This window comes from Candidatus Paceibacterota bacterium, assembly GCA_028714275.1.
GTDB lineage: Bacteria > Patescibacteriota > Minisyncoccia > Phycocordibacterales > CAINVO01 > CAINVO01.
This window is the reverse complement of the sequence record JAQTMP010000022.1, coordinates 1-12,195: the sequence shown is the minus strand read 5'-3', so window position 1 is coordinate 12,195 and position 12,195 is coordinate 1. Positions and strand designations below refer to the sequence as shown.

The 12,195-nt window shown below is 43.2% G+C and carries 16 protein-coding genes; 2 read left to right on the top strand and 14 right to left on the bottom strand.

Annotation, left to right across the window (positions count from 1 at the left end; all coding sequences use genetic code 11):
- The 11 genes from PHF79_02595 to PHF79_02545 all read right to left on the bottom strand — a co-directional run.
- Positions 1–354, bottom strand: a 354-nt coding sequence (locus PHF79_02595) for a hypothetical protein (protein ID MDD5318683.1), incomplete at its 3' end; no start/stop codon positions are given.
- A gap of 39 nt (positions 355–393) precedes the next feature.
- Entirely contained in the window at positions 394–1,818 is a 1,425-nt protein-coding gene (purF, locus tag PHF79_02590; GenBank protein ID MDD5318682.1) for an amidophosphoribosyltransferase, read from the bottom strand.
- Positions 1,819–1,913: 95 nt separating this feature from the next.
- Positions 1,914–3,038: a CinA family protein gene (locus tag PHF79_02585; GenBank protein MDD5318681.1), complete on the bottom strand. Its 1,125-nt coding sequence runs from the start codon at positions 3,036–3,038 to the stop codon at positions 1,914–1,916.
- Entirely contained in the window at positions 3,025–3,738 is a 714-nt protein-coding gene (locus PHF79_02580) for an NUDIX domain-containing protein (protein MDD5318680.1), read from the bottom strand. The genes PHF79_02585 and PHF79_02580 overlap by 14 nt, the downstream gene beginning before the upstream one ends.
- 55 nt (positions 3,739–3,793) lie before the next feature.
- Positions 3,794–5,200, bottom strand: a complete 1,407-nt coding sequence (locus tag PHF79_02575; GenBank protein MDD5318679.1) for a nicotinate phosphoribosyltransferase — start codon at positions 5,198–5,200, stop codon at positions 3,794–3,796.
- Between the two features lie 170 nt (positions 5,201–5,370).
- Complete coding sequence (locus PHF79_02570) at positions 5,371–6,057, bottom strand: NUDIX domain-containing protein (protein MDD5318678.1); 687 nt, start codon at positions 6,055–6,057, stop codon at positions 5,371–5,373.
- Positions 6,058–6,106: 49 nt separating this feature from the next.
- Positions 6,107–6,658, bottom strand: coding sequence for a TQO small subunit DoxD (locus PHF79_02565; protein MDD5318677.1), 552 nt, complete (start codon positions 6,656–6,658; stop codon positions 6,107–6,109).
- 36 nt (positions 6,659–6,694) lie between these two features.
- Entirely contained in the window at positions 6,695–7,462 is a 768-nt protein-coding gene (locus PHF79_02560) for an endonuclease/exonuclease/phosphatase family protein (protein MDD5318676.1), read from the bottom strand.
- Positions 7,459–7,845 (bottom strand): hypothetical protein, encoded by a 387-nt coding sequence (locus PHF79_02555; protein MDD5318675.1) that lies wholly within the window; start codon positions 7,843–7,845, stop codon positions 7,459–7,461. Before PHF79_02555 ends, PHF79_02560 begins: the two co-directional genes overlap by 4 nt.
- Positions 7,846–7,902: 57 nt before the next feature.
- On the bottom strand, positions 7,903–8,322 hold the full coding sequence (locus tag PHF79_02550) for a hypothetical protein (GenBank protein ID MDD5318674.1): 420 nt from the start codon (positions 8,320–8,322) through the stop codon (positions 7,903–7,905).
- Between the two features lie 169 nt (positions 8,323–8,491).
- Entirely contained in the window at positions 8,492–8,887 is a 396-nt protein-coding gene (locus tag PHF79_02545) for a cupin domain-containing protein (GenBank protein ID MDD5318673.1), read from the bottom strand.
- A 169-nt stretch (positions 8,888–9,056) separates the two neighbouring features.
- On the opposite strand from PHF79_02545, the gene PHF79_02540 reads away from it, so the two are divergent.
- Positions 9,057–9,737, top strand: a complete 681-nt coding sequence (locus PHF79_02540) for a hypothetical protein (GenBank protein MDD5318672.1) — start codon at positions 9,057–9,059, stop codon at positions 9,735–9,737.
- A 533-nt stretch (positions 9,738–10,270) separates the two neighbouring features.
- On the opposite strand, the gene PHF79_02535 is transcribed toward PHF79_02540, so the two are convergent.
- Positions 10,271–10,591, bottom strand: coding sequence for a hypothetical protein (locus PHF79_02535; protein MDD5318671.1), 321 nt, complete (start codon positions 10,589–10,591; stop codon positions 10,271–10,273).
- Between the two features lie 5 nt (positions 10,592–10,596).
- Positions 10,597–10,830 (bottom strand): hypothetical protein, encoded by a 234-nt coding sequence (locus tag PHF79_02530; GenBank protein ID MDD5318670.1) that lies wholly within the window; start codon positions 10,828–10,830, stop codon positions 10,597–10,599.
- A 247-nt stretch (positions 10,831–11,077) separates the two neighbouring features.
- Between PHF79_02530 and PHF79_02525 the strand changes: the two genes are divergently transcribed.
- Positions 11,078–11,470 carry a DUF5681 domain-containing protein gene (locus tag PHF79_02525; GenBank protein ID MDD5318669.1) on the top strand — a complete coding sequence of 131 codons (393 nt, stop codon included), beginning with the start codon at positions 11,078–11,080 and terminating at the stop codon, positions 11,468–11,470.
- A 38-nt stretch (positions 11,471–11,508) separates the two neighbouring features.
- On the opposite strand, the gene PHF79_02520 is transcribed toward PHF79_02525, so the two are convergent.
- The coding region (locus PHF79_02520; protein ID MDD5318668.1) for a C-terminal helicase domain-containing protein at positions 11,509–12,195 on the bottom strand (687 nt) is incomplete at its 5' end.

The following is a 12,195-nucleotide window of genomic DNA, read 5'->3' as shown; positions in this document are numbered from 1 at the left end:
AGTAGAGGTGCCCGAAAGCGTAGATCCGGAAGTGCTCGCCACAGTTGAAGTGCCATAATTAGCAATTTCAATCATTTTTTGGTCGTAGGCGACTTTATTAAAAGCTTCTACGATTGGAACCTGCGTGGACACAGTGCCAGAGGTAGAAGTAGAAGATGAGGCATTGGCAAGAGTAGCCACCGCAAGCGCCTCTGCTGCCCTATCATATTCCCAAGAAAAAAAATGGGTGCTACTTATAAAATAGATGGCCGCAAAACCTGCCACACTACCCAGGCATATTTTGATAGCTAAAGATAAAACTTGCTTTTTTCTTTGCTGTTTTTTTTTGGTTTTTTTATTTGAGGAATTAGCCATATTTGCCTGTAGTCTAACACATTTTTCTCCCAATTTTAGCTAATATTTAACTTCCTTTTGTTTTTCTTTTAGGTCAATAGGATATTTGCCGTTAAAACATGAAGTACAAAATAGGGATTCATCCAGACCGGTCGCTTCGATCATTCCTTCATAGGAAAGAAAGCACAGAGAGGTGGAGCCCAGATATTTATTCATTTCTTCGACAGACATTTTTGAGGCCAAAAGATCGCTCTGGCGTGGCAAGTCAATGCCATAAAAATCTGGGTATTTGACTGGCGGCGAACTGACCAAAAAATGCACTTCTTTAGCCCCCGTCTCAAAAAGCATTTTGACAATCTGGCGAGAAGTGGTCCCTCGCACAAGAGAATCATCCACCACGATCACTCTTTTATTTTCGATGGCCTCTCTCAATGGAGCCAATTTCAATTTTACTCCTTGATCACGTATATGTTGCTCGGGTTCGATAAAAGTGCGATGAATATACCTACTCTTGATGATGCCCATTTCAAAAGGAATACCTGAAGCCTTGGCATACCCAATAGCCACAGGGATGGCCGTCTCGGGTACGGGTATGACCACGTCTGCTTCGATTTTGTATTCTTTGGCTAGTCGAGTACCGAAATTTTTCCTCACTTCATAAATGGATTTCCCTAGCAAATTGCTATCTGGTCGAGAAAAATAGACGAATTCAAAAATATCCAGCTTTTGATTCCCTTTCGCCATCTGTTTGATCTTGAGACCGCTTTCATCCACCACCACCATTTCCCCAGGATTGACGTCTCGCATAAAAGTGGCTCCAATAGGATGAAAGGCGCATGTTTCCGAAGCAAAAACATAGCCCCCGTTTAATTTTGCAATTGAGAGGGGGCGAATACCATATTGATCACGGAGAGCAATGAGTTTATTTTTAGTCATTATCAGTAAAGAAAACGAGCCTGTCATCAATGGAAAAATTTCTTGGATAGCTTGCTCTATTTCTTTGCCTTCTTTGACAAGAGCGTGAATGGCTTCGGTGATGATCATTGAGTCTGACATTTTTGACGCCACCGCTTCGTCGAGCACTTTTTTATTTTTCAAAAAATCGACTAGCAAAGTGACGCTAGGCAAGTTGCCGTTGTGGACCAAGGTGAGAGTTTTGTCCGCCACCTCGATCGGATGAGCATGTTCTAGATCAGCCCCAGAAGAAGTCGAATAGCGATTGTGCCCGACCGCAATGTGTCCGCCAAGATTTTTGATAATTTCTTCATTAAAAACTTGAGCGACCAAGCCAGTATTTTTATAACAAAAAATTTCTTGACCATCCGTCGAAGCAATCCCAGAGCTCTCCTGTCCACGATGTTGCAAAGCATACAAACCGAAAAAGGTCAGACGACTGACGTCTAGACCTTTTCCATAAATCCCAAACACTGCACATTTTTCTCCAATTTTTTCAATCTCTCCAAAAATCTTTTTAGAACTTTTCATGGAGTTCTATTATACCGCACAAATAGAAGACCCATACTGGGGATAAGTAAAAAGGCGGATTGCATGAAATGCAATCCGCCTTTGGCTTCACAACCTCACTTAAGACGTCGGAGGGCTGTGGAAGAAATGTTGACAGTTGTCGCTATCTGAGTAAACATCCCTTGAAACTGAACAGGGATCTTCTCCCGCAAAACATCGAAATTTACCATCTCCTCTCCATCGTGACGATCAGCCACAAAGAAATGGGTTTGGCATTTTTCAAATGTCTCCAGGATTTTTGCCACTGATTCACAATAGTACTTTTGATCCAGAATTCGCTTGAGAGTATCAACTCCAACAATGAAAGAAAAACCTGGAAAAGCTTTTGCTTTATCGACATACAACTTTAACCCATCTGTAGCTAGCACTGGAGCAAGATTTTGGAATTGATTGAGTCTGATCTGAAGATCGTTCCCATCAACACCTCCCTTGTCGGGGTGGTAGTTGGTGATGACATAGACAACTTTTTTGGCAGTTAGCAACTCCACTTCCTTGGCGATCCGTTCATGCCCAAAATGAAGAGGATTGAATGAACCCTCAAAGAGAACGTGCTTGGTTGGGTCAAGATCGATCGCTTCAACATTTTGCTTGATTTTTCGTGGATTGAGAACGATTCCTCCTCCCTTCACTTTTAGATCTTCTCCCTGAATAGCCTCGGCCGGAATAATTATTTGCTCGATTCCGATCAAGTGGAAAATCATGTTGAGTGTCAGCATATCGCTGATTTCGCCTTCATGAATCCTACCGAGAAGAGAAAGACCGTCTGAACCTTTGGGAAAAACAAAATGAACAACAAAAAATTCTTTTGCCGTACGAACGGCAATAAATACTCTGTGTTCACCCCGAAGAGGCCGATTAGTGGCAATTACGCCTGTCACCGCCACCCCCATTACATCCCGCACATCTCCTCCTTGTCTCACCACAATTTCCACCCCCCTTCTCCAAGCTTTTGCGGCCATAGCTAAAACAGTTTCCTCAGAAGCAAACTTTTTTGGTTCGTCTCCCAAAAAATCTGTCAGGGCCTCTTTACTGTAAGGAAAGAAACATTCGAGCAAAGTACCTGAAGCTCCTGGAACTTGGGCAATTAGTTTCTGACAACCCGCTCCTGCTCCTGTGCACACAAGACAAATCTTTGTCTTGTGTGTATGCAACGCTGTGATTTTTTCTTCAATAGTTTTCATGTTTGTTCCTTTCTTTTTTTATTTTTAAGTACATGAGATAGGCCGAATGGGCTTTGACATCCGATGTACAGCCACACAGGTCATCGAGCTCCACCACTTTTAAAGTGAGATGTTCGTGCTCTCCTGCGAGACCTGTTTTCTTGCCTTGCAAATTTTTAACTTTCCTTTCACTCATCGTTTGTTCGTGAAGAATGAGATGAATCATCTCATCGCACGCGCCAGGCGAAGGGTAAATGTGAGTTAAATATGTCATGACACCTTCTGCAGGATCGAGATTGGTCTCTTCTGCCATTTCTCGCAAGGCTACCTGTATGACGTCAGTTTCCTTATCCATCATGCCTGCTGGCAATTGTGGGTACCTGCGCTCACCGATAGCCGGCAAGTTACTTTCAATCAAGACGACATATTCTGTTTTCGGTGTGTGGAGAAGAATAAAAATCCCGACCGAATCCCCTCGCAGAAAAACTATTCCTGGAAGAAAACGGCCCCGTGAATCCACAATGTTAGCTTTTATTTTCAAAAAAAGAACCTCTTCCTTCGAGTTTCGTGTAACAGTATCAACAGATTGAATTTCAATCCGACGAACAGTAAACGATGAGTCGAGAGAATTTATCCATTTAGAAAATAGATGCGACTTTATTGCTAGTCTGACTTTTTTTCCTGTAACAAATACCTGTGCTTGTCTAATTTTTACTTTCATATTTCCTTTCAAAAGTTGAGCCTCCATGCCCGTCGGACATGGAGGCTCGTTATTTTTAAGTGATCATTGCCCGAGCACGCACCTCATCGAGCGTGTACTCACGGAGCAATTCGCCGTTTTTGAAGACTGGGACCAGCACATCCGTAAACCCATTTGTGTCCTCGGGTAAGGTCACAAACCTCGAGCCATTTGTCGTCTCGAAGATCGGATCTTCCGCCAGCATCAGTCTTCCTTTTTTGCTATTCTTGGTTTTATCGGTGGCCGGTTTTTTGAAAACTCCACGACCAACTCCACCCACTTCAGCGTAAGAGCACTTCATAGCGAAACGCTGAGTATCGCGATCACAGTTTTGGAGTAAGCCGCCGCCCGAACCAAAAGCTAGGCAGTCAGCCGACCAACCGTGTTCCATCACTGTGTCGAGAATACCCCCGAGGCTCCGACGAGTGATGCCGTCTCCTTGGATCATCCGAACTTTTTGGTGTAGTACTTTGAAGCCTTTGCTGTTTGGCACTGCCCCAAAACGACGTCCGAGAATTTCGAGTAATGCGGGTAAAACCTTTTTCGGATCACCCGAATCAGGTCGTACAATGAGCACCCCGTCTCTGAACAGGACCTGATTGCGCAGACGATCCCCCCAGATATTCTCGACAGCATTTCGAATGTTCCACGAATCTGAAACAACCGCCACGAGACCAGTAGGATATTGTTCAAGCATATTTTTGTATGCTTGTTCCTCACCGTCCTCTCCCCAGCTTGTAATAGTCGAGTGTTCTGCTGCTGGGACACTGAAGCCGGGCATGCCCGCTCCGTAGTATTCCATCAACATTTCGACTGCAGCTAGTGTGTCGGTGCCCATAAAGTTGACCAAATGGGCTGCCCCTCCAATCGCTGCCGACTCTGAAGAGCTGACCCCGCGGTAGCCAAAGTCGTGGAGCTTGAAGGCCAGATTTTCCGGCGTATCAGTCCCAGACTTTGCCAAAGCATTTTTGATAAGCTTTTTCATTTCCCTCGAAATTGTTCCTGTGGTGCAGCTATACCAGACCTGCACCAAAAGTGTTTCGAGGTAGTTGACCAGCCAGTAGCACTTCGGGCAAGTATTTTCAATGGTCAAAAGAACATTGCCTTCGGGTATAACCAACCCCTCTGGCACTGCTTTTATTTCCACCGGCAACCTGCCGCCGTGTTTGGTCAGAATATATTCCCAACCTGCACGATTGAAGAGTGTGGCATCACCAAAATGAGCTTTGAAGAGCGCTTCCGCTTGATCGATTTTTTGCTGGGTGACAACCTGGCTAGTCAAATATCTTTTCAGGATATATTGAAGACCAAAGAACATCACCTCCGCGTACTCGCCTCCCGTACGAGCCTCCAAGTAAGAATAAATCTTGTTGGTGCCTTTGGGATACTGACGATAGTGGGAAACCTTGTAGGAATCCGTCATGAGCAATATGTTGTTTAACATTGTGTTTCTCCTGTGTGTTTTTAATGAACTCGGCTAAATACGTTATGTACTTAGTGTTCTATATACACTATATACCTCTACTACTTAGTGTCAATAGTACACTATTTTAAAACACAAAAGAGGGGATAGTGTCAAATTAACACTATTTAGGCATTTCGTTGCGCCAGGGCTTACAGGATATTTACAATCTGGGACTTCTTTGTAGAAAATCTATAAAGAGTAGCGGGGCGCATCACACCTTGCTTTCTTGTCTTCTCTGTATTTTTGAGTGTATCCCCTGCTAAAATTTTCTTTCTAAAATTGCGTTTATCTAGCCCCTTCCCTAACACGTTTTCATAGGCTGTCTGGAGTTCTGACATGGTGAATTCTTCTGGCAATAAATACTGGGCAATATTTGTATATCCTATTTTGGAATGCAGCCTTTCTATAGCGCAGCTCACGATTTTATCATGATCATACGCAAGGGCTGGTAAATTTTTGACCGGACACCATTTTGTTTCAAGACGTGCTTTATTTAGATCTTGTGGATTTTTATTCGTAAGAGCCATGTAGGCCACTGACACTACCCTCCCCCTGAGGTCCCTCTTAACATCACTAAATGTGTACAGCTGTTCTTTGTAAACATTACTAATGCCTGATTTTTCTAAAAGATGTCTTTCGGCAGACTGGTCAGCTGTTTCGTCAGGGAAAATAAGTCCACCTATCAAAGCCCACTTACCTGCAAAAGCTGGCACATTGGCAACTTTTCCAAGTAGGACTGACAACTGATTGTGAATAATTTGAAAGCAGACAACATCCGTTGCAAGAATTGCAAACTTGAGAGTCTTGACTGAACTTGAATTATTTTTAGAGGCCATTACTGTGTAGTATATACACTATATACGTGACGTCAACCAATTAAATCCCTTACCGTTTCTGCTCAAACAATTCACCTTTATGCCAAGGGGTGCCTAGCAAGGGCAGGACGTACCGATCGAGACCGAGATAGCCCGCGGTGCGCCACGCAAGGATAATTCCAATGCTGAGGGTAAAAAGAACAGGATTGATACTGACCGTGCCAGCAAGCAAATAGTTGAGATTCATAAAAAGGCCGAAAAAAGCGGCGATGCCGGTGAGGAGGCCGAGAATCAGGCCGACCCCCACTAGCAGCTCTCCGTAAGCCACAAAATGCGACCAGAGATTGACGTGGGGCAGGACTAGGCTCTGGAGAAACCAAGCATACCAACCTTGGACATCAGGGTGCGCACCTGTGGCCTTACCGAGGGCTCCGTTGATAAAGCCGCTCAGAGCTCCTCCGGCATTCGGTCCAGCCCATGCAGGACTGATGACTTTTGACCAGCCCGCCTCCAACCACTGCCACCCGACATAAATCCTCACCACCAGCCAAAACCAAGACATTTTTGTGTTGCTAAAAAGAAATTTGGCGAGTGGCGCTTCTTCGACAGTGTAGTGGGTCATATAAAAAAATTAATTTACTATGAGGCAATTATACCTCTATTCAAAGTCGAGCAAAAGAGCAGAGTGGTCGGAGACTTCGTCGGGCAAGACGGCAAAATTTTTAACCTCAATCCCTTTCGTCACAAAAATATAGTCTGCGTGTCTTTCTGGTTTGGTATAAAAAGAAGTACGAGTGGAAGTAATTTTATTTTCCTTGATCAAATTTTTCAGACCATGAGTCTCAAAAAGTTTGAGGCTCTCCGTATCGGGTAAAAGATTGAAGTCGCCACACAAAATGTAATCCCCTTTTATTTTTTTAGTAAACTCTAGAATGTTTTTTGATTGTTGAAGCCTGTCTTCGGTATCTGTTTTACCTTTACCATTCCACAGGCCATGGAAATTGATGATGGTGACAGGTCGGCCGTTCATCATGAATGTAATGTACTGAATATTTCTAGCATGTCCCCCGGCATCTCCTTCCGGATCATAGCCTTTGTGTTTGTAGACAAAAACTTCGCCTTCCTCGTTTATTTCTAACTTTTTATTGACCATTGTCATCAAACCATAATTGTCTAAATAATGTGGTCGGAAAAATTTTGAGTGCCCTGTCAACAATTCAGATATTTCTTGGACGCCATGTACCATAATTTTATCGTAATCAAGCGCCACGCCGCCGGCGAGTTTCGTCCCTAGGTCTTGATAGGAATCTGCCCATATTTCCTGCAAGCAAAATATATCCACGTTACCTTTATGTTTAGCAAAAAAAGAGAGTAGGCCTTCTTTGCCCGCTCTACCACCCCAGGTGTTTAAAGTGATGAGCTTCATATCTTGAAATGCTTTGCAAAAGAGCCGACTATTGGCAATTCTTTTTCTTTCTTTTGAACCACATTGATGATGCCGAGGACTACCAACACGAAAATTCCGAGATTGATCAGCCCGACGATAGGGGCTAGTATCCAGAACAACTGGACCACTATCCAAAGAATAATATCTATCACCAAAAGGACTAACCCTTGCTTAATATGAAATTTCACAAAAGGATCGTGTCTGGAAACAATCAAAGGGATCACCACTAATATCCCCAAATATGAGAGGACGCCCATAACGGTAGTGTGACTTGAGCCTGTTTTAGATTCGGGGGTTGAAGCTTGAGGTGAAGCTGGAATTGGAGCTGGGGTAGAGGTTTGCGAAGGGTCTTGGTTTTCCATAGTTTTTGAATAAATTAATAATAAAGTAATTGTACTCTCGTGATGAATAGAATCAACTCACAAGGTAGCCAAACCATCACGGATAAACTGCTGCATACTGGTTTTTTTATTCCAGATAATTTGAACAATCGCGAGCATATCCTTTAGTCCAGGATAAAAAAGTCTTTCTTCTCTACCTATAAGCGTCTTAAATTCGGGTAAATTTAAAATAATGACATTTATAATTTCTGATAGCTCCCATAATTTACCAGTGTTTTTATCCAGTGGACTGGTTTCTTCAGGTAAATTGGCTGTGCAGTAGTCAAAGAAAATAAAATGAAGAATCTCATGAAAAACCACTTCGGTTTTATCTTTAATGTCTTTTTTATAAAAAATTTGAAATTCTTTTGATTCGGGGAAACGGGGGTTGCAATTGAATATGGATATATACCCTCGAAAATTATGTTCACTGGCATCCGTATCAAAAACTTTTTTCACTGCCTCAAAAAAAGCTGCCTGTTTTTCAGCAATTATCTTATTTATTTCCTGACAATTGAGTATTTTTACCCATAAAACCTATTTATTATTCTATCGTTTTAATACTGAATTTATACTCAAGAATCAATAAAAAATCTCTAAAATTTGAACTGTATTGAATTCTTGCCCCCTACCTCGTCCCTTCTCCAAAAGCTTCATCTGCCTCATCGGCATCAGCTTCGGCTTTGGTCACATGGATACGTCCGTCAATGTGATTGGCTGGGGCGTATATGGTATACACTTTGAGAGCATCGGTGCCAGTGTTTATAAAATTATGTTTAGTGCCGGGGGTCACGACTACGACATCTCCAGCCACGAGATCTGTCTCCTTGCCATCGAGTACAGCCTTGGCTGTGCCGTTCATAAAAAATAAGGTTTGCTCGACATGCGCATGGGTTTCCTCCCCAATCTCGCCACCGACGGGTATATCCATGACTACCAATTGACTCTTTGCGCCCGTAAAAAGGACCGTGCGAAAATTACTATTTTCCTGCGTTTTTTTGATGATATTTGTGAGGTATGACATAAAATTAATTAGTTATCTTTTGTCATTGTATCATTTTTTAACTCTTCCTCGAACCCACATTTTAAATCCTAAACTTAACCTTGATTTATTCATAAAACGTGATACAGTCCGTTGCAGTTAGTTCTCAACAATCAAACAACCGCTCTTCGTTGAGCTAGAAGGAGGTCCGATGAATATCGACCACCAACTCATGGGAAAAATCGCCTGTGGTTTGGCCACACTCGGATTCCTTCCCTACGTCATTTCCATTTTCAAAGGAAGGTGTCAAGTGAGCAAAGCCGGCTGGATCATCTGGACGGTGATTGGAGCATCCATATTTCTGAGCTACAAGACATCTGGGGCCAAGGCCAGTGCCTGGGTGCCATTGAGTTATGCCATCTGCCCTGCTCTCGTCCTTGCTGCCACATTTTACAAAAGCCGCAGCAAAGAGCCCTGGCCCTTGATCGACAAAACCTGTCTAGTCACAGGACTAGTCTTGTTTGCACCTTGGGTCGCCTTCAAGATCCTTGAAAAGATGAACGCGCTTCCATCATGGGGTGGGGCCTTACCTGGCATCACTCTTTATGGAACGATACTGGTAGATGCCTTTGGGGCTTTACCGACTATTTGGAAGTCCTGGAAAAATCCCGGAAGTGAAGATCCCTGGGCATGGGTGCTGTGGACATCAGCCAATCTGCTAAATCTCTTTGCCGTGGAAACATGGGCATGGAATATAGCTAGCTACGCTGTGTATATGGCAACGCCTTCGGTTCTGATCCTGCCGTCGCTCATTGCGTATCGAGTGCGAGGTATGAAAATGAAAATTCAACGTAAAAAACTGAGCAGCGCACCTGCTCCCGCCGATCCATAGTGGTCGGCGGTTTTTTATTTACCAGTCATTGAAGAAAAAATAAATAAAAAATCCCGCCGTTTGCTTTCGCTACTAGGCGGGGCCTTAATCTTTCACGAGTATTTATTCTCCTTCATTGCTTCTATTTCAAGATATCAGGAGAATCTGTCATATCAAAAGGTTTAACCGTCTTTATACCCGCCATTTCTTTGCCTGTGCCTCCACATTTTTGACATTTAAAAAAATACAGAAGACGTCCCCTTCCTTTACAGACATGACATACTCTGTATACGGCAGAAACCCACTCCGCAGAACGCGAGCCTCCATGGTCGCCATCGCCCTCTCCTCCAATAGGTTCATTCCTAAGGTCATATAATCTGAGAGATTCTCACCCTCGTCTTGGGACCTTTAGTATCGACGCAGCTCGTGCGCGATAACCTAGCTCTTGTTGGCTGACCGACTCGAGTTAGAGCCGTAGTCGGTCAAGCCCAGTGGGGACATTTTTAATATTTTTGTCTTATCATTTCGAAGTAACTTGAGCGAATCTGTTTTCTTTATAAATTATTGCCTATGATTAAATTATAAGCACCTCCTGTTTCTTTGGGTGGTTCTACTATTTGACCTTTTGGTTGCTTAGAATATATAGCCTGATTTATTCCATCAACACCATAACCTTGTTGTTCGAGATATTCTTTCATTTGGGTGGCAAAATTATATGCCTCTCCGTCACCCAAAACAGACGTAATAATAATTTTTGATCCTGACAGAATCATGCTTTTTAGTTGTCCTTTAAGTGAATCATTCAATTGCCTTGGCTGTGGACCAAAATTCATATAATTATTACCAAATTGATTATGTTGATTATAGAAATTCATATATTTTACAATAAATATTTAGTAAACATATTCCAAAACGGACCAAGCACAAATAATAAAACAGCAATGGCTGTGCTTATCCAAAATAAAATCCAAGCGGTTCTTCCAGATTTTTTTATGGATTCATAAAAATCTTTGACTTCATCTGAGTTGTGAAAAGATTTAGTCTCCACAAAATCTCCACTTGTGGTGAAGGAAATATTGTTATCACCATTCGTATTAACTTGTTTTACCTCCATAATGTATCTCGAGCTAGCTCAAGATGGCTGCGATGATTGGTCTGGTGCGTACTGTGTCAGACGTCGTAAGGGTATTCTAGCATTCGCCGAGGTCACCGTACTACCCGTCTAGGTCGGGTTGGTGTTTTCGGCAAAATACCCGTAAATACTGTGAAATTACGGGAACGGGAGGCTTCTCCGAAAAGACCGTTTCCACCGTATTTCAATACCTACTGTTTGATACGCAAAAAGCCGGTACACTACCGGCATGGGAAATATTAAAACATTGAAGCCCTTCCAGTCAGGCTTTGATTCACGGAGAAATACCAACGGAAGGCCAAAAGGTTCTCGCAATATGAGAACGGTGCTTATGGAAATCCTCAAGCAGAAAGTCGTGGTGAACGGCAAGAAAATGACCTTGTCGGAATTGATCGTCCTTCAGGTCGCAACGAAAGCGGTCAAAGGCAATCTGCAAGCGGCACAGATCGTTATGGATCGGGTGGATGGCAAGCCGATAGATCATGATAAGGAAAAACGTGAGCATGGATATGTGGTGGTTACGGAGGAAGAAGAGCGCAGGGTTGAGGAACTTTTTAGGGAGAAGTCCAAACCGAACATCGTCCCAGAATCTCGACCTGATGGTGGGACGTCTGTAGGTTAGCTTCGTTCTTTAAATTTGTGTAGTCGAGTTATCCACTCCTATGAAGAAGCGAGTTTACAAAACACGTTAAGTAACATCATCTCATCAATGGAACCGGCGGCGGCACTGGCGATGCGAGGATCTGCAATCACTACCGCTAAACACTGTGCGCGTGAGATGGCAACGTTAATTCGATTACGATCCAGTATAAAAGCGAGTCCACGCGAACCATACTCTCCGTAACTCGAGCAAAGGGAAAGAATGCAAACAGGTGCTTCCTGTCCTTGAAATTTATCTACACTACCGACACGCGCACCTTCAGGCAATGCAGCTTGTAGTGCTCGAACTTGTGCATTGTATGGAGCGATAAAAAGAAAGTCACTTAGAGCTAAAGGTTTTGTAGTACCGTCCGATGCAGTATAAAGACGACCCAACAATTCTTTATAAATAGCTTGGACTCGCTTGATCTCCTCATCGCTTTGCTGAATATTTCCATCATGCTCAACTCCGCTAAAAACAACACCTGCCTCTTTATTAATAAAACTATTCACGCTTTTTTGGATAGCTATCTTTTGTCGGGCACAGTCGGGATGTGAACCAAGTCGCCCTTCATAAATACTTTCGGAGATAAAACGACAGACCAAAGGATGCATGCGACGCGATTCGCCAAGAAAAAGACCGTAGTCGGAAGGAACTACCGCATGAAAGATTGGCGAATCTGGCTTGCTTGCTTTTAGGTCCTTAAG

What these genes read in the sequence shown, in the direction of transcription:
- PHF79_02570 (MDD5318678.1), bottom strand. Translation starts at nt 6,057, where the DNA reads ATGGCCTCTAAAAATAATTCAAGTTCAGTCAAGACTCTCAAGTTTGCA.
- purF (MDD5318682.1), bottom strand. Translation starts at nt 1,818, where the DNA reads ATGAAAAGTTCTAAAAAGATTTTTGGAGAGATTGAAAAAATTGGAGAA.
- PHF79_02575 (MDD5318679.1), bottom strand. Translation starts at nt 5,200, where the DNA reads ATGTTAAACAACATATTGCTCATGACGGATTCCTACAAGGTTTCCCAC.
- PHF79_02560 (MDD5318676.1), bottom strand. Translation starts at nt 7,462, where the DNA reads ATGAAGCTCATCACTTTAAACACCTGGGGTGGTAGAGCGGGCAAAGAA.
- PHF79_02545 (MDD5318673.1), bottom strand. Translation starts at nt 8,887, where the DNA reads ATGTCATACCTCACAAATATCATCAAAAAAACGCAGGAAAATAGTAAT.
- PHF79_02525 (MDD5318669.1), top strand. Translation starts at nt 11,078, where the DNA reads ATGGGAAATATTAAAACATTGAAGCCCTTCCAGTCAGGCTTTGATTCA.
- PHF79_02565 (MDD5318677.1), bottom strand. Translation starts at nt 6,658, where the DNA reads ATGACCCACTACACTGTCGAAGAAGCGCCACTCGCCAAATTTCTTTTT.
- PHF79_02580 (MDD5318680.1), bottom strand. Translation starts at nt 3,738, where the DNA reads ATGAAAGTAAAAATTAGACAAGCACAGGTATTTGTTACAGGAAAAAAA.
- PHF79_02555 (MDD5318675.1), bottom strand. Translation starts at nt 7,845, where the DNA reads ATGGAAAACCAAGACCCTTCGCAAACCTCTACCCCAGCTCCAATTCCA.
- PHF79_02540 (MDD5318672.1), top strand. Translation starts at nt 9,057, where the DNA reads ATGAATATCGACCACCAACTCATGGGAAAAATCGCCTGTGGTTTGGCC.
- PHF79_02530 (MDD5318670.1), bottom strand. Translation starts at nt 10,830, where the DNA reads ATGGAGGTAAAACAAGTTAATACGAATGGTGATAACAATATTTCCTTC.
- PHF79_02535 (MDD5318671.1), bottom strand. Translation starts at nt 10,591, where the DNA reads ATGAATTTCTATAATCAACATAATCAATTTGGTAATAATTATATGAAT.
- PHF79_02585 (MDD5318681.1), bottom strand. Translation starts at nt 3,038, where the DNA reads ATGAAAACTATTGAAGAAAAAATCACAGCGTTGCATACACACAAGACA.